The following is a 23,000-nucleotide window of genomic DNA, read 5'->3' on the forward strand; positions in this document are numbered from 1 at the left end:
AATCAAAGGACTATTATGTCGATTTTCATTGGTATTTTTATTTCTTTTATCGTTTATTTTGTCTTATAAAGAAGATCCAATATGATCAGAGACGTAGGAATATCAAAAAGAGATAATGTAATAAAGCAGGCAACAAGACTTTTTAGAGAAAAAGGTTATGCAAGTGCTTCTATGCGTGATTTGGCTAAAAAATTAGGTATTGAAGCTGCCAGTCTATACTCACACATTAAATCAAAAGAGGAAATCCTTCAGCAGATATGCTTTGAAAAGGCAGATGCATTTAATGAAAAGTTAAATGAACTGGACAACGTCGAAGATGATTATGAAAAGAAGTTAGAGCAATTTTTGATCGGGCATATTGAAGTGCTTTTGTCTGATACTGACAGTAGTGCGGTCTTTCTAAATGAGTGGAAGCACCTTAGCGAACCATTTTATTCAAAACTCAATAGGATGAAAGATGAATATGAATCGAAATTGGTAGAGATTTACCGTCAGGGAATTAATGAAGGGAAATTTATTGATCTTAATGAGAAATTAAGTGTGCTAACAATGTTGTCTTCAGTAAATTGGGTAATAACCTGGTACAAGCCTACTGGATCTTTAAATCCACATGAATTGTCGAAGGCACTTGCTCACAGGATTATTCACGGAATAATGACCAAATAGTATTATGGATATTAACGAAATTCTTGATTCGAAAGCAATGAAGCTTGCACAAAAGCAAGCAAGAAAAATAGCGTCAAGCAGAAGTAAAACTGCTCGAATTGCCGGCCTTGCATTTAGTAAACTTGATAAGGGGTTATTAAATAAAAATACATTTAAGGCAATTAAAGATGATCTTCTGGCTGCATTGAGAATGCTTAGGGCTTTTGCTAAAAGAGAATATAAAGCTATCCCATCAAAGTCATTGACAGCTTTTGTTGCCGGGCTAGTCTATTTTCTTATTCCAATTGACTTCATGCCTGATTTTATCCCATTGGTTGGTTTTGCAGATGATATTGCCTTATTAGCCTGGATTTTTGCACGCTTCAAAAATGATATTGATGATTTTAAAGCGTGGGAAAAAGGTCATGAATACGTCAAACCCACAAATTAACTGCATTTTTTCCTAACCTTTTTTTTCGTTGTAAGTATAATCATTGTAAAAACAGTTGTTTAAACAATGGAGAAATTGCAAGTTATTAATCACGCATTGATACAAAATGCGATGTCATTTGAACAATATTTTGAATTATCTCAAAAGCTTGTAGATGAAGGTAGGACTACCGGTGATAATCAATCGGAATCAATGATTGAATTTACCAGGCTTAATTTAAGCAGGTTAAAAAAGTGGATTAAGACCGGGCAAATATCATCGCAACTTGAAGAAACTATCGCAAAAGTAAATAAGCCTGTTACATGGCTAATGCTGGTGGAGCCTTGGTGTGGTGACGTCGCACAAAATTTAGCATTTATTTATAAAGCAGCTTCTCTAAATACTAATATTCAGTTAAAGCTTATTTTAAGGGATGAGAATCTGGATATTATGGACCAATACCTTACAAATGGCGGAAGATCTATCCCAAAAATGGTAGCATTCGATTCTGATTTAAATGAATTGGCAATCTGGGGACCACGTCCTGCATCAGTTCAAAGAATGCTAGATGAGGGCAAAGCAAGTGGAGATTTCGATTATCAGGTGTTTGCAATTTCTGCCCATTCATGGTATGCTCAAAACAAAGGTAAAGAGCTTAACGATGAGTTAGTCGATTTTGTAAAGCAAAGTATTAAGTAACAATATTATTTATTATTAACAGGCCGCAATTAATTAATTGGCGGTCATTTTTTTTATGGATTCATTAACACAAGCAGTATTAGGTGCCGCAGTCGGCGAATCGGTTTTAGGACCAAAGATTGGAAGAAAGGCTTCTATACTAGGGGCACTTGCAGGTACTTTACCCGATCTTGATGTTTTTATTCAATCAGGTTTAAACACAGTTGATGGATTACTTTTTCATAGAGGTCCTTCTCACAGTTTACTTTTTGCATTAATAGCCTCTTTGCTACTGGGCTGGATAGCCTATTATTTTCAAAAGCAAAAATCAGTTTCTTATCAGAATTGGTTCATATTTTTCCTGCTGACGATTTTTACTCATCCATTGCTGGATGCGTTTACAAATTATGGGACAGAGATATTTTGGCCTTTCCTGGATACCAGAATAGCATTCAGGACAATATTTGTAGTTGATCCGATGTATACGATCTGGTTAGTAATGGCAGTGGTGTTCCTATTATTTTACAAAAAGGCAACAGTTATAAGGAGAAAGATTGCCTTAGGGTCACTCATAATTTCGTCAATGTTTTTGATGCTTACTGTGTATCATAAATATCATGTTGATAAGAAAGTAGTTGAAAAGCTACAAGAGCAAAATTATAAATATGAAAGAATAATGACTGTTCCATCTCCACTGTGCAACTGGTTGTGGACTGTTATAATTGATGAGGGTGATCAGTATACAGCAGGTTATTACAGTATGTTAATAGCTGATCAAGACTTTAAAGATGTAACAATAAAGAAAAGTGAAGTTCCTGAATGGCTTAAAGATAGTGAGGAATATGAAGGCCTGGAGCATTTTTCGGATGGATGGATAATAGTAAAAGAAAATAGCACTGGTAGTTTAACAGTCGATGATATTCGATTTGGGCCACTATTAGGATGGTATAATCCTGATTCAGGCTTTATTTTTTCATTCGATGTGAAAAACGAAGGAGATGCTATTGATGTTAAAAAGATTGAAGAAGAACCAGATGGTGAATTGACATCAGAGTTGGGTAAATTATGGGATAGAATCTGGACAACCGACAGGTCATAATAGAATATTGATTTATGAAGAAGAAAACTGCTTTAATTTTGGGTTCGACAGGATTGGTCGGGCACCATTTACTTAATCAGTTATTAAGTGATGATAATTATAGTAAAGTTATTTCTGTAGTAAGGCGAAAATCTAATCTGGAAAACAAAAAACTGCATGAGGTTATCATTGATTTCAAAAACCTTGCTAAAGAACTGAAGCAGTATTACGCTGATGATATTTTCTGTTGCCTGGGAACGACCATAAAAAAGGCAGGCTCTCAGGAGAAGTTTATTGAAGTGGATTATGATTACCCGATGGTAGCTGCAAATGCATTGAAAAAGTCCGGATCAATGCAACATTTTCTAATTGTCACTGCATTGGGTGCTGACCCTGATTCCAGAATTTTTTACAACAGGGTGAAAGGAGAAGTTGAAAGAGATCTTAAGCGTGTAAATTATGCTAAAACGTCTGTTTTCCAGCCTTCTTTATTATTGGGAGACAGGAATGAGTCAAGGTTAGGAGAAGACCTATTTAAGGGGTTTTCAAAAGTATTTGGTTGGATTTTCAATGGTCCACTAGCAAAATATAAACCTGTTGAGGCAAAAAAAGTAGCTAATGCAATGTTAAGTCGAGCGAATTCAGAAGTAAATGGATTTGAAATTATAGAATCAGAACAAATACAGAATTATTAGTTATAAATGAGAGCAACAATACAAAGAGTAAGCGAATCAAGCGTAACTGTTGAAGGTGAAATCATTGGTAAGATTGAAAACGGACTGATGGTTTTATTAGGTGTTGAGGAAGAAGATAATTCAGAAGATATTGATTGGCTTGTTCGCAAAATTACAAACCTGAGAATATTTAATGACGAAAACGGGGTAATGAACAAAAGCCTGTTAGATGTGGATGGTGAGATATTATTGATAAGTCAATTTACCTTACATGCATCATATAAGAAAGGCAACCGTCCTTCGTATATACGAGCTGCCAAACCTGATAAATCAATTCCATTGTATGAAGAAAGTATCCAGGCATTCAAAAATGTACTTGGAGAAAATAAGGTTAAATCCGGAGAATTTGGTGCAGATATGAAGGTTGCACTGATAAATGATGGTCCTGTAACTATTAATATGGATACAAAAAACAAGGAATAATATGTCTGAAGATAGAGATATATCGCTTAAAGAAGTACAGAATACCGTAGATGGCTGGATAAAGGAGTATGGGGTTAGATACTTTAATGAACTGACTAATATGGCCATTCTTACTGAAGAAGTTGGGGAGCTCGCAAGAATTATTGCTCGTCGGTATGGAGAGCAATCTGAAAAAGAAAGTGATAAAAATAAGGACCTTGGAGATGAAATGGCTGACGTATTATGGGTATTGGCATGCCTTGCAAATCAGACAGGTGTAGATCTTGAAGCAGCTTTCAGAAAAAATATAGAAAAAAAGACTTCAAGAGATAAAGACAGGCACAAATCAAATCAAAAATTATTATAGCAGGAATCTGTTATTAAGAAATAACGTTACAAGAAACTATAGATATATAATTAAAGCTGAGATAGCATTAAAAATATGAGTAAAACTCTAAAAAAAGGGTTGGCGTTGGCCATAATTCTAATCCTTGCAGCATTGTTTATCTTTTTTCAACAAGATTTTATTTCCGGTAATAAAAATGAAGAGCCCAAATTACAGGCTGCAAGAACAGCATCGAGAGCTTCAAACGCGATACCAGTAAATTATATAATTGCTGAAGAAAAACTTTTTAGCAACCAGATTTCTGTAACAGGTAAAGTTTTAGCAAATGAGTCTGTAGAACTACGAGTCGAACGTGGTGGAAAAGTTGATAAAATTTTTTTCAAAGAAGGTGATTTTGTAAAAAAAGGTCAATTGTTGCTCTCAACCAATGTGGATGACCTGAAGGCACAGGTGTCAAAAGCTAAGTATAATTTAAAGCTGAAAGAACAGACAGAATACAGGCAAGATGAATTATTAAAGCGGGAAGCAATAAGTCAGGAGGAGTATGATCTGGCTTTGACAGAATTAAATACTGCATTAGCTGATATTCAGCTTCTTGAAGCGGAGATTGCCAAGTCTGAAGTTAGAGCACCATTTAGTGGATATATTGGTTTGAGATATGTGAGTGAAGGAAGTTATATTGCTCCTACGACTCCAATTGCCAATTTGTACAGTCTTAACCCTGCGAAAATTGAGTTTGCCCTACCTGCAAAATATATAGGAACATTAAATTCCGGCCAGACGGTCAGTTTTAATATTGACGCGGTTGATAAAGAATTTCAAGGTAAAGTTTATGCTATCGAGCCTGGTGTTGATCCTGCTACCGGAGCAATTACTGTAAGAGCAATTGCTGGAAATGATAATAAAATATTAAGGCCAGGGCAATTTACCAAAGTAATGATAGACCTTGAGGCCAGAGAAAATGCTATTCTGGTTCCTAATCAGGCTGTAATACCTGAATTAGAAGGGCACAAGGTGTATGTTGTTAAAGATGGAAAAGCTTCAGTCAGAAAGGTAAACATAGGAATAAGAACTCCTACCGAGATAGAAATCATGTCAGGATTAAATGAAGGAGATAGTGTGATAACAACCGGTTTATTACAGATTAATGAGGGTACCAATCTGGAACTGAAAAAGTAATTTTTTATGGCAAGTCTATCGAATATAAGTATAAATCGTCCGGTATTAGCTATAGTGATGTCTCTAATGATTATCATTTTTGGCATTATCGGATTTAACCTTCTGGGGATACGAGAATACCCAAGTGTTGATCCTCCCATTATTACTGTAAGTACCAATTATATTGGTGCGAATGCCGAGGTAATTGAATCACAGATTACGGAGCCATTAGAAGAGGAAATCAATGGTATTTCGGGTATTAAAAAGTTAACTTCGGTAAGTAGAGATGGTCGTAGTACAGTTACAGTTGAGTTTGAATTAGGAGAAGATCTGGAGGCCGCTGCAAATGACGTCCGTGACCGGGTATCCAGGGCAAGAAGGAATTTACCTGCTGATGCAGATCCGCCAACAGTTATAAAAGCAGACGCAGATAGCGAACCCATCGTATTTCTAAACCTCAAAAGTGATGAGCGATCGCTTCTTGAGTTATCACAAATTGCGGAAAATACATTCAAGGAAAGATTTCAAACTATCCCAGGGGTTAGTCAGGTGGATATTTGGGGAGAAAAGAAGTACTCAATGCGACTTTGGATGGACCCAGATAAACTCTCTGCCTTTAAGATTACTCCATTAGATGTTTACAGTGCTGTCAGTGAGCAAAATGTTGAATTGCCTTCAGGTAGAATCGAGGGGTTGTTTTCAGAATTGTCAGTAAGAACTTTGGGCCGATTAACTTCTCCTGAAGATTACAATGACTTAATTATTAAAGAAACTGATAATTACATCGTCAAGTTCAGAGATATTGGATATGCTGAATTAGGCCCGGAAAATGAACGTACAATTCTAAAACGTGATGGTATTCCAATGGTTGGAGTGGTATTAAGACCTCAACCAGGATCAAATAACATTGAAATAATTGATGAATTTTATAGTCGTCTTGAGTCATTAAGAAAAGATGTTCCTGAAGATATTGAGCTTGGAATTGGTTTTGATGTAACCAAGTATATTCGTGAGTCAATCACTGAAGTAGAGCAGACAATTACAGTAGCTTTTACTCTTGTTTTTGCAATAATATTTTTCTTTTTAAGAGACTGGAGAACTACAATTATCCCTGTGATAACAATACCAATTTCATTGATTGGAACTTTTTTCATCATGTATGCAGCAGGATTCTCTATAAATGTATTGACATTATTAGGGATTGTTCTGGCTATTGGTCTTGTGGTTGATGATACCATTGTTGTTCTTGAAAATATTTACAAAAAGATAGAAGATGGGAAAGAACCATTAGAAGCTGGCTTTGAGGGAGCTAAAGAAATATTTTTTGCAGTTATATCAACAACAGTTGCCCTTGCTGCAGTATTCCTGCCTGTTATTTTCTTACAGGGCTTAACGGGTAGATTGTTTAGAGAGTTTGGAGTTGTTGTTGCCTCATCAGTGATTATTTCTTCCTTCGTAGCACTAACACTTGCTCCAATGCTTTGTACAAAATTGCTTAAAAAGCGGGAGGAGAAAGGGTACTTCTATAAAAAAACAGAAAAGTTCTTTGTAGGCTTAAACTCACTATATAATCGGTCGCTTGAGTGGTTCATGGGTTATAGATGGATTGCTATTTTGGTGTTGTTTGGGTTGGTTGGGGTTGTATATTTTCTATTTACCTCACTTCCTTCTGAATTAGCACCTTATGAAGATCGTAACGGATTTAGGATATTTGCCAGTGGCCCTGAAGGTACCACTTTCGAATACATGGATAATTATGTTGACGAAGTTATTGATTTAATTCAGGAAGAGATTCCGGAAACGGATGCAATTATTTCAGTAACATCACCTGGTTTTGGAGCAACATCATCTGTAAACTCAGCTTTTTGGAGAGCTATTTTAGTTGATGCTGAAGACCGGGAAAGAAGTCAACAGGAAATTGTTGATGGCATAACACCAGAAGTAAGTAAGCTCACAGCAGCACGGCCGTTTGTATCGCAGGAGCAATCAATTGGTGGTAGAGGAGGTGGTCTTCCTATCCAGTATGTTATCCAGGCAGGTGATGTAAACCAGCTTAAAGATGTTATTTCTGACTTTGTAGATAAAGCTAAAAACAGACCTGAATTCGTATTTGTTGATACAAATTTAAAATTTAACAAGCCTGAGCTTACTGTTGAGATTGATCGGGATAAGGCCCAGGTTCTCGGAGTATCAGTAAGAGATATTGCTCAAACGCTTTCACTTGCATTTTCCGGCCAGCGATTTGGATATTTTATTATGGAAGGAAAGCAATATCAGATAATCGGACAGATGAGTGAGCAAAACAGGAATGCTCCGGTTGATTTAAGAACTTTGTATATCAGGAATAAAAGAGGTGAATTAATTTTGTTAGATAACCTCATTCGTGTTAAGGAAGGAGCTACTCCGCCTCAACTTTTCAGGTTTAACAGATATGCCTCAGCAACAATTTCAGCGGCTTTGGCGCCTGGAGTTACCATAGACAAAGGGATTGCCGCTATGGATGAAATTAAAGCTGAATTACTAGACGAGAGATATTCTACTAGTCTCGATGGTCAATCTTTAGAGTTTATGGAAAGTTCAAACAGTCTGTATTTTGCTTTCTTGTTTGCACTGATATTAATTTATCTAGTATTATCTGCCCAGTTTGAGAGTTTTAGTGATCCAATTACCATAATTGTTACTGTTCCATTAGCGATGGCAGGGGCATTAGGAGCCTTATGGTTGTTTGGAGAAACACTTAATATTTTCAGTCAGATTGGTATAATTATGCTTATTGGTCTGGTAACTAAAAATGGAATATTAATTGTTGAATTTGCAAATCAGAAAAAAGCAACCGGAATGAGTGTTAAAGACTCTATTATCGAGGCTGCCGAAGATAGATTCAGGCCAATTTTAATGACTTCCTTATCCACTATACTTGGTATTTTACCAATAGCACTGGCTTTAGGAGCAGGTTCTGAAAGCAGAGTTTCTATGGGAATTGCAGTAATTGGTGGAATGATTTTTTCAACAGTGCTGACCCTTTATATAATTCCTGCAATTTACACTTACCTGACAAGTAAAGAAGCAAGAGTTTCAAGAATGTAATATTGAAGAAAATGAATCAATTGAATATAATATTCGGGATTTTAAGCCTGCTGGTAATAAATAGTAATGCTTTTTCACAGGAGAGATATGAATCTATCGATTCGACGGATTTTAAGGAACTTTCTCTTGCCGAAGCAGTCAGGATAGGGTTAGAAAATAATTATAATCTAAAAATCGAAAGTAACCTGAAGGAAATAGCAACTAGGAATGTTACTCTTGGTAATGCAGGGTTTTTACCTACACTCGATGCTAATGCAAGTATGGTCTGGAGTAATGAAGATGTAGAACAGAAGTTTGTTAGCGGAGATAGTCAAACCAGAAATGGGGCAAAGAGTAATACTTTAAATGCCAGCCTTGATGCTGAGTGGGTTGTTTTTGATGGACTTGGAATGTTCAAAAGGTATGACCAACTGCAGCAGGTTGAAGAAACTGCCGGATATGCCTGGAAAAATAGTGTTGAAACGACCTTGTTGCAAATAGCAGAAGCCTATTATAACTTAAGATATACTGCTGAACAATTAAAGGTGTTAAGAGAAACATTGGCACTGAGCCGTTCCCGAATAACAATTGCATCAGATAAATATGAGGTTGGTAAAACTGCTAAAACTGAATTACTAACTGCAGAAACTGACTATAATGCAGATAGTTCAGCCTATATTCAAAATCTTAACCTATTTCAGCAGGCAGCCATAGATTTAAACTTGTTATTAGGAAAGGATACGGAGGTTCAATATTATGCAGCAGATTCAATTAATACGATTTCATTTTTTTCGTATGAAGCTTTAAAAGAAGATGTGTTAACTAAAAATAGTATCCTGAAACAAGCTGAATCTAATAAGTACGCAGCTTCATATGGGGTTGGAATTATCAAGTCAGAACGCTTTCCAAGAATCGTCGGTTTTGGTAGCTATGGATACAGTAACTTCGAATCTCAGGCGGGGTTTCTTCTCAGCAATCAATCTACTGGTTTTAATTACGGTGTGAGGGCTTCAATCCCTATTTTTAATGGATTGAATATAAACCGAAGGGAACAGAATGCTAAAATAGAGCTAGATAATGCTGAATTATCTTATGAACAAGTCAAGTTGGAGGTTTTAGCTGATCTCGACCGTACCTACAGCTCTTATCAACGTGCTTTGGCATTGATTGAATTGGAAATTGATAACACAGCCATTGCACAAGAGAATATAGCCATAGCTTTTGATCGATATAAACTGGGGAGATCTACTTTTCTTGAGTTAAGAGAGGCTCAAAAAAATGCGGAGGAGGCCAAATTGAGATTGCTGGATGCGGCTTTTGCAGCAAAAATCCTGGAGTTAAGACTTAAGAGATTGAGCGGTAATATTTTAGAAGAAAGGGAGTCTATTAATTAAGAAAGGTCCGATAGAATAGCCTCTTAAAGAATGCATATATAAAAGGTGTTTGAGGACATGAATACATGATCTCAAGATCTTTCTGTATTGAGGTCTTTTCATCAAGAAATTCAAAAATTTCAACAGGATTGTTTTTTCTAAAAAGCGAGCTGAATATTGATGATCCAATTTTATTGTTGTCAAAAAGTACGTCAATTAAAAGCATATCATAATATCTGTAACGGGAATTGTTATGGTTGTTAAGGGTTGATTTTCCTTCGAGGAAAGAAATTATATCCTCAGTATTTTTCATGATTCGCTTAAAGGTAAATCCGGTAGATGCCTTAGTACTTCCACCTCTGGTACCTATGTTAATGATTGAATCTTTCTCTTTGACCTTGAATGGAAAAGATGTCATCGGGATAGCCCCTTTTTCTTTTTCAAGAATATTATAACTTGATATGTTTAATACATTGTTTATATAGTTTTCAATTTCATTTTCGTATTCAGAATCTTCTAACAATTCAGGAGAAAACAAGGTGTATTCTACCAGTGCCTTTGTTTTAGATACCGGTAGTATATACATGAATCGGGTATTTTCTTTTTGGCTAACAGAAAAATCCATAAACGTAACTGCTGAATCATCAAATACGCTCTTATCTGTTTCTATATACCAACCAATAAAATGCTGAAGAACGAGTGGGTATTTTTTGTTGTTGGTTAATTGTTGGAAGTCCGGTATACTATTAAAAACTAAACTTGATAAATATGAATTATCGGATGAAGTTATTACCCTGTTGTAATCACCCTCTTTTTCAATGGAAACTACTTCTTCTTTGAGTAAAGTAACATTATCAAACTTTGCAATTCGTTTTTTTATATAGGTGTAAAAGTCAATTCCCCTAATCATTTTATACTTATAAGGGTCTAATTGAAATTCAATTGTATTATTGTTGTCCTTGAATATTGCATTCTCCCATTTCTTAAAGACGATTTCATCCCAATAGCCATTATCATTCTCCCAAAAGCACCAGGTTCTGTCGTTTGAACATTTATCATCTTTATCAATTATTAAAATTGATTTATTTTTCAATAAGTTACTCTCAAGAATCCTGTCAACAAGGATGAATCCGGCAGCACCGCCACCAGCAATTATGTAATCATACCTGGAGCTCATATAATAATATTTAGGAGCACAAAAAATAACGTTTGAACAACCAGAACGTTATTTGCGACATAAAAATTTTTACTAAAATCAGAACGTTGAAAGACTATTTGAACAATCAAGCTTACAAAGAACCAACCAAAATAATTTTGTACTGGAGCAATACCAGCTTCAAAATACCAATAATCTGTTTTTGGCGCAACTGGTTCAATGAATAGATCAATGCTTGTCATTAATAATGCGCCAGTAACTGCTTTTACAAATGTGTTGATTTTCATAAATGAGGTCATTGTAGCAGTACAATATGACAGAATAGCCCAGTTAATTCCAATGAGTGGAGGTACGCCTAATATCTTTGGTCCAAGATTATCTCCATAAGTATATTTACCAAAAATCAACCCATAATTCACTCCCAAATACTCAGCAATAAAGCCGATTACGAAAGCTGTAGATATGCATATAATGGTTGTCTTGTTTCTATTTGGAATAGAATAAATGATAATTATAAAAGTGATCAGAATTGTCAATGGAGTAAGGTCCAGAAATGTCTCTCTGAAATCAGATAGAATACCTATTACACCAAAGAAGTGCATCACATACAAGAAGTAAATGAGAAACTTAATTGTTGTGTGTTTTTTTGTCTCTTTTGAGTCTTCTATCATGATTTCACTATAGATGAAACAATTTTGGCACTATTTAGACATAGAGGAATCCCTCCTCCCGGATGCACACTACCACCGCAGAAATATAGGTTTTTGATTTTATTTGAAAAATTTGGGTGCCTTAAAAATGCCGAGTTTTTATTATTGCTTCCAGCGCCATAAAGGGCTCCTTTATAACTACTGGTTTTCTTTTCAATTTTGATAGGTGTCAAAAGATTTTCGGTATCAATATACTCTTCTATATTAGTGTTTAATGATTTATTAATCCTATTGATTACTGCTCTTCTGGTATCTTTCACCATTGTTTCCCAATCCTGACCCGAGTTAGGAGGAACATTAACCATTACAAACCAATTTTCACAGCCATCGGGAGCATGGTCAGCATCTTCTTTAGAGCTAATGTTTACATAGACTGTTGGATCAGAGGGAACTCTTTGATGATCAAAAATATCCTTAAACTCCTCTTCATAATCACCAGAAAAGAAAATATTATGAAGGTCGAGCTGTTTAAATTGATTTTTTATACCCCAATAAAAAATCAATGCAGAACTTGATCTTTCCTGAGATAGTGTTTTTTCAGGAGCCTTTTCTTCTCTAAGTAATTTTCTATATGTGGGTACAATATCCATATTTGAGATAACTGAATCTGCATAGTATTCATTTTCATGTGTTGATACTCCCTTAGCTGAATTGTTTTCTATCAGGATTTTAGTAACCGGACAATTAAAGTGAAACTTTACTCCTTTTCTTTTTGCAAGTTCATATAGTTTCTCAACTATAGAATACATACCACCAGCTGGATAAAACGTTCCAATATTATATTCTAAATGAGGTATCATAGACATAATACCCGGAGTTTTATAAGGGGATGACCCATTATAGGTTGCATACCGATTGAATAGTTGTACTAATCTAGGGTCACTAAAATAAGACCTATTTAGCTCATCCAAAGTTTGAAATATATCCAAATCAGTAGTTGAAGCCAGTGCTTTAAGTGTTTTGAAATTTAGAAAAGTATCAACTTTATGAAGAGATCGCTCTATAAATAAAGGTGAAGTTATTTCATATTTTCGTTTGCTGGACTGCAAATATTCAAGGACCGTTTTAGCATTAACTCTGAATACCTCTGTTATTTCATCTATAAATTTGTTTTTATTATCCCACGCTGTAAAAATGGTGCCATCATCAAAAAAATACTTACAATGAACATCTTTCTTTAAATAATTGAAATGGTCTCTTGGATTCTCTCCTGATATCTCAAAAAGTTCATCTACTAGCTGGGGCATTGTGAATAAGGAAGGTCCTGCATCAAAATAGAACCCATTTGATTGAACTCGTCCCAACTTTCCGCCTGGTGTGGAGTTAGCCTCAAAAACATCAACATCATACCCTTTAACGGCAAATCTGATAGCAGCAGCCAATCCGGCAATCCCTGACCCTATAATTATTGCTCTTTTAGACATAATTGAGAGAACCTCTCAAAGCCTCTATTGTTTAGAGTTTATACGATTAATGTATTCTTCAAAATATATTTCAGGTTTACCTAGTTCTTTCCAGGTATTTTCTGATTCAAATTTCTCCGGGTAGTTATTTAAGGCTTTGATAATTTTATGAACGAAATTCATTTTGGAAGAAAATATTCCCATGAACCAAAGAATCCATAAAGGTGTTTTCTTTATTTCCAGATTCTTCTTTTTGTAATTTTTTTTATAGATATCTGCTGCCTGATCAATTGTAAAAGCTTCCAGGCCCTGGACCGGATAATGTTTATTTTCATTAAGTAGCTTTTTAAATGAATAGGCTACTTGTCTACCATAATCTTCTCCAGCAACAAAATACATTGGATATTTGGAGGTTCCAACCAACATTATTTTTCCGTCCTGGACGTAATCTCCCTTGTCAAAGTTCTCCATAAAGGATGAAGGATAGAAAATTGAGTAGGGGATGCCACTTGTCTTTATAGCTTGTATGGCACTTTCTTTGATGTCAAACGCCCACCAATGGAATCCGGATGTTTTATTGTAATTTTTAACCAATGAGGAACAATAACCAATTCTTTTTATTTCATGAATCTTTGATTGTCGAATAATACTTTGAACGCCTTCTCTTTCAGCCATCCAACTACCTTTTTTCTCATTAGCTTTAATGTTAAGATTCATATAGACAGCATCTGCTCCGGAAAGTGTGTTACTTATATCCTTTTCGTTTTTCAGGTCTCCGGAAATTAATTCCACAGAATCGGGAAGGAGTCTTTTTGCTTTATTTTCATCGCGAACTAAAGCTCTGATTTTAAACCCTTCCTTAATAAGTTCTTTTACAACCGGTACACCAAGCATTCCAGTGGCACCAAATACTGCAATAGTTTTGATCATAGATTTTCCTTTTCAGGAAGTTATCCCTTAATTATAAAAATACCAACAAGTAGGAGGGGGATAATAAAAAAAGCCTTCCGAAAGATTCTGCAGTATGAAGAGAAGTTACCAATGTCTATGAGGTACGAATCGGGATCGGAAGGCTCTCGTTAAATCTAAACCTATACTCAATGTAGAATTATTTATCTACCTATACATCCCCAAAATCGGGGGGTATTTGGTGATTAAAATGCCCATTATTTGCCTGAAATATAGGTTTCAAGGTTTTTAAGGCTCATTTCCATGATTCGTTTTCGTGATTCAATAGCTGCCCAGGCCATATGAGGGGTGATAATAATGTTATCGAGGTCTAATATAGGGTGATTTTTAGCTGGTGGCTCATTTTGGAGGACATCGAGAGCCGCCCCCGAAATAATATTTTCTTCAAGGGCTTGTTTAAGGTCCTTTTCGTTGATTAGACTACCTCGGGCTGTATTTATTAATAATGAGGTGGGTTTCATTTTTTTGAAAACCTCTAAGTTAAAAATATTCTCATTTTCTGCAGTTAGTGGTGCGTGAAGGGAGATTACGTCACTCTCTTTTACTAATGTATCAAAAGACACAAATTCAAACTCGCTATCTTTTTGAATTCTTGAATTATAACAAACTTTCATTCCAAGGGCAGCCGCTATTTTAGCAGTTTGTTTTCCAATGTTACCAAAACCATAGATGCCCATTACCTTATCTTTTAACTCGGTAACTGTGCCAATAGTATAAGAAAAATCATCTTGGTTTGCCCATTCATTTCTCAACACACTAAGGTGGTGACCTGCAACTTTATTTGTAATGGCTAACAGTAACGCTATAGAATGCTGCGCTACACCAAAAGTACCATACCCGGGAGTATTAGCTACTTTAATACCTTTTTTTTGGCAATGATCAAGATCTATATTGTTCATGCCAGTTGCGGTAACAGCAATAAATTCAAGGTTAGGAAGATTGTCGAGTACGTCTATGTTTAATATCGTTTTATTTACAACAAGGATATTTGCTTCTTTACATTTTTCAATGATTTGATCATCCTTTAGTTTATCATAAACTTCTATTTGCCCAAAATTTTTCCAATCGTCCCAGGAGAGGTCTCCAGGATTAAGTGTTCGACCGTCGGTTACAACTATTTTCAGGTTATTAGTCATAGTCGTTATAGGTATGGAATACAAATTTACAGGCTCTGAAGAAAAATAAGATTGTTGTTAAAAACAATATGAGTGATGCAGCTACTAGTGCCTGATGTTTTGGCTCATAATATCTGATATCATCTCTTTTCTTTATTCTTTTGAAGAATGGTTGCTGATCAAAAATAAATACATCAAAAAAGAATTTCGTTCTGTCTAAGAACTCATTAAAGAATATACGAGTATTTATCTTTCCTTGTACTGAAACACTTAATGGTAAAATTTCATAATATCTGGCCATAATTATGAGTTTGTCCATCTGGTATTTACTTCCAACGAAAATCACACGTTTATTCCTATTGTATTTTATGAAATTTACCAGCCCATCATAGAGGGTTTTGTCCTCATGATTTAGTTTGATGTATTTTTCCTTTACTCCGGTTTTTTGAGAAATTTCTTTAATGACAAATTCTGTGAAAGTTGAATCTGTTAATGAATCACTGATAATGTAAAAGTATTTAACGTGGCTACTATCATAGACAGAAATCGCAGCATTTGTAATTTCTTTTATATTGTGCCATGTTTCTTCATCAGATTCATTTAGTCCTTTTTTGATGGTGACAACTGTTGGATATCGGCCATTTTTTAATTCCTTATATTCATAACTTTTCTTAACCTCGTAAGCCATAAGAATCAGGTTACAAAAAATCAGGATAGCGAAAAATGTCAGAACTGAGGTAGTTAGTTTGTGTAGTAGCCAAAATCCAATTCTTTTACTTTGCTTGTTCGTAACAATATGCTGCCTGAAAAACAATTCAGTAAAAATTGAAATCAATGACCACAATAATGTAATTCCACTTGCGATGGCAATAATTGCGAGGTTGTTCCAGGAATCGGCATGCTGGGAATAATTTGATATTCCTGACCATATCGAGAATTCATCAATTAACTCGCGTGGAACTGTAGAAATAGTGTCACTGGAATATAATATTACCAACAAAATCATCGTGGTAATGAATATGAAAACCAGATTAATAAAAAAGTTTAGGGCTATCTTGGGCAGATCAGACATCTGTCAAATGTTTAAAAATATTGCTAAAATATAATTTTTTATTTAAAAATCAACATTATTTAAAGTAACTCATTAGCTAAATTAGCTAATTCTGATCTTTCTCCTTTCTCCAGTGTAATATGAGCATATAAAGGATGATCTTTTAATCGATCAATCAAGTAACTCATACCATTACTTTGTGAATCCAGGTATGGAGTATCAATTTGTCTGATGTCACCGGTGAATATAATTTTTGTGTTTTCTCCTGCTCTGGTAATAATTGTTTTAATTTCATGAGGAGTCAGGTTTTGAGCTTCATCCACGATAAAAATTATATTAGAAAATGACCTGCCTCGAATATAAGCAAGAGGTGTGATCATTAGCTTTTCTTTATTAACCATTTCTGTGATTCTTATAAACTCCTTATCTGTTTCATTCCATTGATTTTGAATGAATTTTAAGTTGTCCCAAAGAGGTTCCATATAAGGGTTTAGCTTACTTTTTATATCTCCAGGGAGGTATCCGATATCCTTGTTTGACAATGGAACAATAGGTCGGGCCAGATATATTTGCTTATAATCTCTGCGTGATTCTAATGCAGCAGCAAGAGCTAAAAGAGTTTTCCCTGTTCCGGCCATTCCTTGAATTGAAACTAGTTTAATTTCCGGATTTAGAATTGCATGGACAGCAAAAGTTTGTTCTGCATTTCTGGGTTTTATCCCATAGACAGGTCTTTTTTCTACCCTCTCAAGGCATTTGTCTATTGGGTTGTAATAGGAGAGGACTGAACCTGAATCACTTTTTAAAATTGAATATTCGTTATCTATTGGCTTTTTTTCGAAGATGTCTTCCCATGGAATGCTTTCATTTTGATGTAAGGCATCGATAATTTTATTGTCTATTCCTTCGTAAGATTTTTTTCCGGTATACAATGTGTTTAAGTTAGATACCTTTCCTGTTTCGTAATCTTCAGCAACCAGTTCAAGAGATTTTGCTTTTAGTCGTAGGTTTATATCCTTGGTGATGAATATTACGTTCATGTCCTTTTCAGTTTCCTGTAGCTTTAATGCTGCATTAAGGATTTGATGATCGTGTTTATTGTCATTAAAAATTTTTAATGCGTTCACCTTACTATCCAGATCCATCAACACCTTGAAACTTCCTTTTTTCGAGCCTTTACCAGGCTGAAGAGGTATCCATTCATCAAGTTTGTGCCCTTTAGCTAGTTTATCAAGTAGTCTAATGAACTCCCGGGCTTCAAAATTTAAGGTATCATTACCCTTTTTGAAATTGTCAAGCTCTTCAAGCACGGTAATAGGAATAGCTACGTCATGTTCTTCAAAATGCATTATAGCATCGTGGGCATATAAAATTACTGATGTATCAAGAACAAAAACTTTTTTTGGAGAAGGTTTCTTTTTAGCCATAAGGAAAGACGGATCTAGTAAAAAAATTCTTTCCTTTTAAGTTATAAAAAGAGGTAGTAAAAGTATATTAATAATTGATGTTTTTTTTATCGTAATGCCTTCTCATTGGCTAGCTTTTGGTTGGCAAGTTTGTAAACATCCTCTTTATCAGAAGGATAGATCTCAAGAACTCCAGCAAGCACTAATGTGACTAAAATTTTTGATGCAGGCACTTTTGGTAATCCGGCCTCTCTCATGTATTCCCTAAGTGTTACTTTTTCATGATCAGCCAGGTAATTCATAAGTATTCGTTCATTTTCACCGTATTCAAACCATACATCTCTCTGGCTATTTTGCAGTTTAATTACTTCAAGTACCTCTCTGCTTGCCTGAATGCTTCTGTCTTCAACTCTGACATATGCACGTCCGAATTTTTGACCAGGTTTTTCTAGTGCATAATGGGGTTTTCTTTTGCTCTCTTTTATATCATAGCATAAGATGGTTTTATTGTCAAAAGTAGAAACTGACTCCAGACTATAGTTGAGCTTGGGGCGAATTAGTTTGGCGATCGCCCCTTCCATCTCATATATATCTTCTTCCGGATATTTCAACCCACTAAGTTCTTTCTCATCGCTAACGCCAATAAATAATTTCCCACCTGAGGTATTGGCAAAAGCAACAATCTCTCTGATAATTTTCTCAGGGTGATTGACTTTCTTTTTAAACTCAATATGTTGTCCTTCTCCCTGACGGACAAGGTTTTTTAAGGTCTTAATATCCATCTTATAAATACCTGATTTAAAAAAGCAGGCGTAAATCTAAAATAAATAGCTCAATTAGATGTCTTCATCGTCATCATATTTGTCAAGATCATCCATACTAAACATACTGCTTAACAGATCTCCAAATGTGTGTCCTTTGATCAGTTTTTTCTTGCTTAACATACTATATTCTGCAAGACCGTGAAGCGCAAATTCCATGAAGAGAAACTTTTCATCTTCTGAAAGTCCTTTTATATTATCATCTACTAATTTTTTTAAGCCCGGTACTGAGTTTAGTTTTTCTCTATAATCACTCTCAGATGCTTCATTAAGAATATCTATACTATTACCACCTCCAAACCATTCTGTCAGTGATTTGTAAGGGTTACCTTCTTTCAGTTTTCGAGTTTGTTCAGGATCAGGGAAATAATTTCTGAATTGTGTACGAATAGCTTTTCCTATCATGTTTTGAGCTACAATTACTGGTCCTTCCTGTTCCCCTTCATAAACTAATTCAACCTTGCCGGTAATAGCAGGGATAATCCCATTAATATCGCTAATTCTGGAGGTAGCTTGTGATACTCCTGATCGTATTTTTCTGAGTTCGGCTGTGCTAACCAGATTTTCAAATGCTGTAATAGTTAATCGGGCTGAAACTCCACTTTTTACATCCACATATTCACTTTTTCTTGCTTCTACAGCCACTTGTTCTACCAAATCTTTAATTAACTCCGGAATTATAATGTCATTTTTCTGATCGTCTGCCAATCGTGCTTCCTGAGCAGTAATATGTTTACTTGTTTCAATCGAATCAGGATAGTGAGTTATGATTTGACTACCTATTCTATCTTTAAGTGGTGTTACAATGCTACCTCTATTTGTATAATCTTCTGGGTTAGCAGTGAAGATAAATTGTATGTCTAAAGGTAGTCTTAATTTAAATCCTCTTATTTGAATATCGCCTTCCTGAAGGATGTTGAATAATGAAACCTGAATTCTTGCCTGGAGGTCAGGGAGCTCATTGATTACAAATATACCTCTGTGAGATCTTGGAATGATGCCAAAATGAATGACTCGCTCATCAGAATAAGGAAGCTTGAGAGTAGCTGCTTTAATTGGATCTACATCACCAATAAGATCGGCTACCGATACATCCGGAGTAGCTAGTTTTTCACTATATCTGTCCTCCCTTTTGAGCCACTTTACAGGAGTATCATCTCCTTTTTCTTTGATAATATCTTTGGCCTTTTTACTTAACGGTGAAAGCGGGTCGTCATTCATTTCACTTCCTTCAACTACCGGAATCACTGCATCAAGAAGGTTTATCATTTGACGGGCTATTTTAGTTTTAGCCTGTCCACGAAGTCCGAGAAGATTTATATTATGTCGTGATAATATGGCTCTTTCTATCTCAGGAATTACGGTATCTTCATACCCCCAGATGCCTTCAAATACATTTTCATTATTATTTAATTTATTAATCAGGTTTGACCTGAGTTCATCTTTTATTGATCTCGGCGTATAACCGGATTTTTTTAATTCACCAAGAGTGGTGATCTTCATAAGTTCTTCAGGAGAAAGGTCAAAATAGGCCATATCTATACTTCTTAAAACTGTTTTCTTTTATTTCGTCTGTAATCTTCAAAAATGAGGTCGCCCAATCCTTTCAAGCTTGAATAATAGGCATTGCCTTGATTTGCCATTGTAAATTCCCTGACAAATTCCTGTAACCAGGGGTCAGTAGCAATCATAAATGTTGTAATTGGAATGTTTAATTTTCTGCATTGAACAGCAAGGTCGAGCGTTTTGTTTAGTATTTTTTTATCTAAACCAAAGCTGTTTTTGTAATATTTGATACCAACTTTCAGGCAGGTAGGCTTACCGTCAGTGATCATGAAGATCTGTTTATTCTTATTTTTTCGTCTTCTTAGGATGTCCATTGCCAGCTCAAGCCCCGCAACAGTATTGGTATGGAAAGGACCAACCTCCAGGTATGGTAAATCTTTAATTTCGATTTGCCATGCATCATTTCCAAATACGATAATATCAAGGGTATCCTTTTTGTATTTAGTAGTAATAAGTTCTGCAAGAGCCATTGCAACTTTCTTTGCCGGAGTGATTCTGTCTTCACCATACAATATCATTGAGTGTGATATATCGATCATCAAAACTGTAGATGTCTGAGTTTTATACTCGTTTTCTACAATTTCAAGGTCTCCTTCAGTTAACATGATATCACCGAAACCGTGATTGATTTGGGCATTTCTAAATGATCCGGTAAAGTCTATTTGATCAGGGGTATCTCCAAATCTGAATTCCCTTCTATCAGTTCCTCTTTCATCACCCTGTCCGGAATGAGGAGTATGGTGATTACCTTGTCCTCTCTTTTTGAGCTTTCCGAAAATTTCTTCCAGCGCATTTTTTCTAATAGATTGCTCTGATTTGCTTGTTAGGCTAATTCTACCAGTATTATTATCTTCAGAAATGTATCCTTTCTTTCTAAGGTCTTCGATGAAATCGCCCATTCCATAATCATCATCAGTTAAATTATAATGTTTATCAAGGTTATTCATCCAGTTTAAGGCTTCCGAAACATCTCCCGAGGTGTAGACCATCAATTCGAGGAAAATTTTCAGGAGCTGGTCAAATTTTTGACCGCCTTGAAGTGGATCAGGTTTATAGTCAGAAAATCGATACCCAAGCATAGTAAATCAGTTTACTTAATTTAAACTAATAAAAAATCGAATAGTTACAAGAGGGATCTTTTTATTCAGAAAATGTTCGAAATGCATAAAAACCTTATGTCTATTTGGAAAATGTAGAATATTCCTTTAATTAGAATATATTTTTTGACATTTTAGCGTTTTAATTACGACACGATTAGAAATTTTTGTTTAATTACAGCCTCTTTCAATAGGAAGAGCAGCCAACAAAATTAGAGTTAAAAATGAAGAGAGTAAAGAAAGTAGTCGCTCTTAGTGCAGCATTTGCATTATTTTTTATTAGTATGAGTTGCACTCAATATACTTGTCCTACTTATACAAAAGTGGATACTGAAAAGTCTGTGGAAAAGACAGTCGACGCTTAATTTTTCCAGAATTCAACCGGGTCGGGATACATAAACTTATACCCCCATTCAGTAATTAGCTTATTACCGGATACTTTTCTGTGTTCGGAAATTTCTTCGCCATTAAATGGTGGAAGTGTAATGTTATTATCCCTGGCGCTGGATTTTAGTACTTCTATTCTTTCAGGATGTTGTGGTGACACTGCATTGTAAATACCTGAATGATCTTTTGTTATAGCTAACGAAATGATATTGACTACATCGTCTCTGTGAATATAGTTTACAGGAGAATGATCAATATTTAATGATTCCCTCTTGACATAATATTTGGCAGGAAACCTATCATACCCCATTAATCCACCTAAGCGTAAAATCAAATTGGAGCTATTGTCATTGCTGACTATTGATTCTGCGGTTTCGAGTATAATTTGTTTGTTACTCTCAGATTTGAATTTGCTATCCTCTGTCCAAATGCCATTTTCATCCGGATATATACCAATAGAGCTTAATAAAATAATGCTTTTAAGCTTAGGACTTCTAGGTCTTATGTTTTTAGTCAGGTACTCAACAGATCTGATATAATTGTCTCCATTACCTGATTTTGTTCCTGCAGGAATAGAAATAATCAGAAAATCATTGCCAGTTAGAAAGTCAGTATTTTCAACCTCGGGGAGGTCTAGGATGTAGCCATTGATCCCATAGTCGGATAGTGAATGAATATTTGATTCGCTTCTGGTAGAACCTTTTACAATGTGACCTGATTTAGCCAGGCTGGCTCCTAAAGCTTTGCCAATCCATCCACATCCGGCAATGGCTATGGTTAAATTATTTTTTTTCAACGGTTCCAAATACGTGATCCCAAAAAGGAGATGTTACACCAAAATTCACTTTATCATTGTAATGGTGAACCAGGTGGTGCTTCCACCATATTTTTAGGAAATTTTTTGGTGGTTTATAAATATGAGTTATTGCATGAATTATTAAATATCCTGCATAAGACATTAAGAAACCTGCCAAAAAGGAAAAACTATAATCATTTAAGATAAGCCTGAATAAAAGAAATAGTATTATCGCAGTAACAATACTCATAATTGGAGGCATTGCCAGAAAAGATTTTTGCTTTGGGTAGTCATGATGAAAAGTATGTCCCTGCTTAAGAATGGATTCAGACTTAGCATGATATACTTCCTTATGGACAACATATTCCACCAAGGTAAACACCACAACACCAGTAAGGAAAATCAGAGTAGTGGTAAGTACCGGGATGTCCGTTGTTCTGGCGGCATAAACTAATAGGCCTGCTGCGGTGATGATGAAAATTGAAATTGGCACTGCAATATGAGACTTCCGTAATCTTTCCAGAATCGGGTTCTCAAACATTTTGGCAGTTTGTTGTTGATCCTCCAACTTACTGCTTACTTTCAAGTTTTCCTCCATGTGGTTGGTTTGATT

General features: G+C 35.4%; 23 protein-coding genes. 11 read left to right on the plus strand and 12 right to left on the minus strand.

The features are described 5' to 3' along the window. Positions 1 to 81 precede the first annotated feature (81 nt). The 10 genes from HH304_RS17860 (at position 82) to HH304_RS17905 (ending at position 9,931) form a co-directional block, all read left to right on the plus strand. Positions 82 to 666, plus strand: a complete 585-nt coding sequence (locus tag HH304_RS17860) for a TetR/AcrR family transcriptional regulator (protein ID WP_169684645.1) — start codon at positions 82 to 84, stop codon at positions 664 to 666. Positions 667 to 670: 4 nt separating this feature from the next. Further along, positions 671 to 1,096 carry a YkvA family protein gene (locus tag HH304_RS17865; RefSeq protein WP_169684646.1) on the plus strand — a complete coding sequence of 142 codons (426 nt, stop codon included), beginning with the start codon at positions 671 to 673 and terminating at the stop codon, positions 1,094 to 1,096. Positions 1,097 to 1,162: 66 nt separating this feature from the next. Continuing rightward, the gene (locus tag HH304_RS17870) at positions 1,163 to 1,774 is read left to right on the plus strand and encodes a thioredoxin family protein (protein ID WP_169684647.1); all 612 of its coding nucleotides are present in this window, start codon (positions 1,163 to 1,165) and stop codon (positions 1,772 to 1,774) included. 55 nt (positions 1,775 to 1,829) lie between these two features. Then, positions 1,830 to 2,852: a metal-dependent hydrolase gene (locus tag HH304_RS17875; RefSeq protein ID WP_169684648.1), complete on the plus strand. Its 1,023-nt coding sequence runs from the start codon at positions 1,830 to 1,832 to the stop codon at positions 2,850 to 2,852. 14 nt (positions 2,853 to 2,866) lie between these two features. Next, positions 2,867 to 3,526 carry an oxidoreductase gene (locus HH304_RS17880; protein ID WP_169684649.1) on the plus strand — a complete coding sequence of 220 codons (660 nt, stop codon included), beginning with the start codon at positions 2,867 to 2,869 and terminating at the stop codon, positions 3,524 to 3,526. Between the two features lie 6 nt (positions 3,527 to 3,532). After that, positions 3,533 to 3,988 (plus strand): D-aminoacyl-tRNA deacylase, encoded by a 456-nt coding sequence (gene dtd, locus HH304_RS17885; protein WP_169684650.1) that lies wholly within the window; start codon positions 3,533 to 3,535, stop codon positions 3,986 to 3,988. A 1-nt stretch (position 3,989) separates the two neighbouring features. Then, positions 3,990 to 4,334, plus strand: a complete 345-nt coding sequence (locus HH304_RS17890) for a nucleotide pyrophosphohydrolase (RefSeq protein WP_169684651.1) — start codon at positions 3,990 to 3,992, stop codon at positions 4,332 to 4,334. A 75-nt stretch (positions 4,335 to 4,409) separates the two neighbouring features. After that, positions 4,410 to 5,492 (plus strand): efflux RND transporter periplasmic adaptor subunit, encoded by a 1,083-nt coding sequence (locus HH304_RS17895; RefSeq protein ID WP_169684652.1) that lies wholly within the window; start codon positions 4,410 to 4,412, stop codon positions 5,490 to 5,492. A 6-nt stretch (positions 5,493 to 5,498) separates the two neighbouring features. After that, positions 5,499 to 8,558, plus strand: coding sequence for an efflux RND transporter permease subunit (locus HH304_RS17900; RefSeq protein WP_169684653.1), 3,060 nt, complete (start codon positions 5,499 to 5,501; stop codon positions 8,556 to 8,558). Positions 8,559 to 8,569: 11 nt separating this feature from the next. Beyond that, positions 8,570 to 9,931 (plus strand): TolC family protein, encoded by a 1,362-nt coding sequence (locus tag HH304_RS17905; protein ID WP_169684654.1) that lies wholly within the window; start codon positions 8,570 to 8,572, stop codon positions 9,929 to 9,931. Here the strand turns inward: HH304_RS17905 and HH304_RS17910 are convergent. The 10 genes from HH304_RS17910 to HH304_RS17955 all read right to left on the minus strand — a co-directional run bounded on the left by HH304_RS17910 (position 9,924) and on the right by HH304_RS17955 (position 21,186). Further along, on the minus strand, positions 9,924 to 11,087 hold the full coding sequence (locus HH304_RS17910) for a lycopene cyclase family protein (protein ID WP_169684655.1): 1,164 nt from the start codon (positions 11,085 to 11,087) through the stop codon (positions 9,924 to 9,926). The genes HH304_RS17905 and HH304_RS17910 overlap by 8 nt on opposite strands. After that, on the minus strand, positions 11,084 to 11,737 hold the full coding sequence (locus tag HH304_RS17915; RefSeq protein ID WP_169684656.1) for a carotenoid biosynthesis protein: 654 nt from the start codon (positions 11,735 to 11,737) through the stop codon (positions 11,084 to 11,086). The genes HH304_RS17910 and HH304_RS17915 overlap by 4 nt, the downstream gene beginning before the upstream one ends. Further along, positions 11,734 to 13,200, minus strand: coding sequence for a 1-hydroxycarotenoid 3,4-desaturase CrtD (gene crtD / locus HH304_RS17920; RefSeq protein ID WP_169684657.1), 1,467 nt, complete (start codon positions 13,198 to 13,200; stop codon positions 11,734 to 11,736). Before crtD ends, HH304_RS17915 begins: the two co-directional genes overlap by 4 nt. A 24-nt stretch (positions 13,201 to 13,224) precedes the next feature. Continuing rightward, a complete protein-coding gene (locus tag HH304_RS17925) occupies positions 13,225 to 14,109 on the minus strand; it encodes an SDR family oxidoreductase (RefSeq protein WP_271711687.1) in 885 nt (294 codons plus the stop codon). A gap of 236 nt (positions 14,110 to 14,345) precedes the next feature. Beyond that, positions 14,346 to 15,284: a D-2-hydroxyacid dehydrogenase gene (locus HH304_RS17930; protein ID WP_169684658.1), complete on the minus strand. Its 939-nt coding sequence runs from the start codon at positions 15,282 to 15,284 to the stop codon at positions 14,346 to 14,348. After that, positions 15,277 to 16,335 carry a hypothetical protein gene (locus HH304_RS17935; RefSeq protein ID WP_169684659.1) on the minus strand — a complete coding sequence of 353 codons (1,059 nt, stop codon included), beginning with the start codon at positions 16,333 to 16,335 and terminating at the stop codon, positions 15,277 to 15,279. The genes HH304_RS17930 and HH304_RS17935 overlap by 8 nt, the downstream gene beginning before the upstream one ends. A gap of 59 nt (positions 16,336 to 16,394) precedes the next feature. After that, positions 16,395 to 17,741, minus strand: a complete 1,347-nt coding sequence (locus tag HH304_RS17940) for a PhoH family protein (RefSeq protein WP_169684660.1) — start codon at positions 17,739 to 17,741, stop codon at positions 16,395 to 16,397. An 86-nt stretch (positions 17,742 to 17,827) separates the two neighbouring features. Beyond that, positions 17,828 to 18,502, minus strand: a complete 675-nt coding sequence (locus tag HH304_RS17945) for an AlbA family DNA-binding domain-containing protein (protein WP_169684661.1) — start codon at positions 18,500 to 18,502, stop codon at positions 17,828 to 17,830. Between the two features lie 54 nt (positions 18,503 to 18,556). Further along, positions 18,557 to 20,077, minus strand: coding sequence for a P-loop NTPase family protein (locus HH304_RS17950; protein ID WP_169684662.1), 1,521 nt, complete (start codon positions 20,075 to 20,077; stop codon positions 18,557 to 18,559). Positions 20,078 to 20,088: 11 nt separating this feature from the next. Beyond that, positions 20,089 to 21,186 carry a vWA domain-containing protein gene (locus tag HH304_RS17955; protein WP_169684663.1) on the minus strand — a complete coding sequence of 366 codons (1,098 nt, stop codon included), beginning with the start codon at positions 21,184 to 21,186 and terminating at the stop codon, positions 20,089 to 20,091. A gap of 242 nt (positions 21,187 to 21,428) precedes the next feature. Between HH304_RS17955 and HH304_RS17960 the strand changes: the two genes are divergently transcribed. Beyond that, positions 21,429 to 21,569: a hypothetical protein gene (locus HH304_RS17960; RefSeq protein ID WP_169684664.1), complete on the plus strand. Its 141-nt coding sequence runs from the start codon at positions 21,429 to 21,431 to the stop codon at positions 21,567 to 21,569. Here HH304_RS17960 and HH304_RS17965 read toward each other — a convergent pair. Together HH304_RS17965 and HH304_RS17970 are read right to left on the minus strand one after the other, a co-directional pair. Beyond that, complete coding sequence (locus tag HH304_RS17965) at positions 21,566 to 22,387, minus strand: NAD(P)-binding domain-containing protein (RefSeq protein WP_169684665.1); 822 nt, start codon at positions 22,385 to 22,387, stop codon at positions 21,566 to 21,568. The genes HH304_RS17960 and HH304_RS17965 overlap by 4 nt on opposite strands. After that, a complete protein-coding gene (locus tag HH304_RS17970) occupies positions 22,374 to 22,985 on the minus strand; it encodes a sterol desaturase family protein (protein ID WP_169684666.1) in 612 nt (203 codons plus the stop codon). Before HH304_RS17970 ends, HH304_RS17965 begins: the two co-directional genes overlap by 14 nt. Positions 22,986 to 23,000: the final 15 nt, after the last annotated feature.

Source organism: Marinigracilibium pacificum, assembly GCF_012926615.1.
Classification (GTDB): domain Bacteria; phylum Bacteroidota; class Bacteroidia; order Cytophagales; family Cyclobacteriaceae; genus Mangrovivirga; species Mangrovivirga pacifica.

What these genes read in the sequence shown, in the direction of transcription:
- HH304_RS17860 (WP_169684645.1), top strand. Translation starts at nt 82, where the DNA reads ATGATCAGAGACGTAGGAATATCAAAAAGAGATAATGTAATAAAGCAG.
- HH304_RS17865 (WP_169684646.1), top strand. Translation starts at nt 671, where the DNA reads ATGGATATTAACGAAATTCTTGATTCGAAAGCAATGAAGCTTGCACAA.
- HH304_RS17870 (WP_169684647.1), top strand. Translation starts at nt 1,163, where the DNA reads ATGGAGAAATTGCAAGTTATTAATCACGCATTGATACAAAATGCGATG.
- HH304_RS17875 (WP_169684648.1), top strand. Translation starts at nt 1,830, where the DNA reads ATGGATTCATTAACACAAGCAGTATTAGGTGCCGCAGTCGGCGAATCG.
- HH304_RS17880 (WP_169684649.1), top strand. Translation starts at nt 2,867, where the DNA reads ATGAAGAAGAAAACTGCTTTAATTTTGGGTTCGACAGGATTGGTCGGG.
- dtd (WP_169684650.1), top strand. Translation starts at nt 3,533, where the DNA reads ATGAGAGCAACAATACAAAGAGTAAGCGAATCAAGCGTAACTGTTGAA.
- HH304_RS17890 (WP_169684651.1), top strand. Translation starts at nt 3,990, where the DNA reads ATGTCTGAAGATAGAGATATATCGCTTAAAGAAGTACAGAATACCGTA.
- HH304_RS17895 (WP_169684652.1), top strand. Translation starts at nt 4,410, where the DNA reads ATGAGTAAAACTCTAAAAAAAGGGTTGGCGTTGGCCATAATTCTAATC.
- HH304_RS17900 (WP_169684653.1), top strand. Translation starts at nt 5,499, where the DNA reads ATGGCAAGTCTATCGAATATAAGTATAAATCGTCCGGTATTAGCTATA.
- HH304_RS17905 (WP_169684654.1), top strand. Translation starts at nt 8,570, where the DNA reads ATGAATCAATTGAATATAATATTCGGGATTTTAAGCCTGCTGGTAATA.
- HH304_RS17910 (WP_169684655.1), bottom strand. Translation starts at nt 11,087, where the DNA reads ATGAGCTCCAGGTATGATTACATAATTGCTGGTGGCGGTGCTGCCGGA.
- HH304_RS17915 (WP_169684656.1), bottom strand. Translation starts at nt 11,737, where the DNA reads ATGATAGAAGACTCAAAAGAGACAAAAAAACACACAACAATTAAGTTT.
- crtD (WP_169684657.1), bottom strand. Translation starts at nt 13,200, where the DNA reads ATGTCTAAAAGAGCAATAATTATAGGGTCAGGGATTGCCGGATTGGCT.
- HH304_RS17925 (WP_271711687.1), bottom strand. Translation starts at nt 14,109, where the DNA reads ATGATCAAAACTATTGCAGTATTTGGTGCCACTGGAATGCTTGGTGTA.
- HH304_RS17930 (WP_169684658.1), bottom strand. Translation starts at nt 15,284, where the DNA reads ATGACTAATAACCTGAAAATAGTTGTAACCGACGGTCGAACACTTAAT.
- HH304_RS17935 (WP_169684659.1), bottom strand. Translation starts at nt 16,335, where the DNA reads ATGTCTGATCTGCCCAAGATAGCCCTAAACTTTTTTATTAATCTGGTT.
- HH304_RS17940 (WP_169684660.1), bottom strand. Translation starts at nt 17,741, where the DNA reads ATGGCTAAAAAGAAACCTTCTCCAAAAAAAGTTTTTGTTCTTGATACA.
- HH304_RS17945 (WP_169684661.1), bottom strand. Translation starts at nt 18,502, where the DNA reads ATGGATATTAAGACCTTAAAAAACCTTGTCCGTCAGGGAGAAGGACAA.
- HH304_RS17950 (WP_169684662.1), bottom strand. Translation starts at nt 20,077, where the DNA reads ATGGCCTATTTTGACCTTTCTCCTGAAGAACTTATGAAGATCACCACT.
- HH304_RS17955 (WP_169684663.1), bottom strand. Translation starts at nt 21,186, where the DNA reads ATGCTTGGGTATCGATTTTCTGACTATAAACCTGATCCACTTCAAGGC.
- HH304_RS17960 (WP_169684664.1), top strand. Translation starts at nt 21,429, where the DNA reads ATGAAGAGAGTAAAGAAAGTAGTCGCTCTTAGTGCAGCATTTGCATTA.
- HH304_RS17970 (WP_169684666.1), bottom strand. Translation starts at nt 22,985, where the DNA reads ATGGAGGAAAACTTGAAAGTAAGCAGTAAGTTGGAGGATCAACAACAA.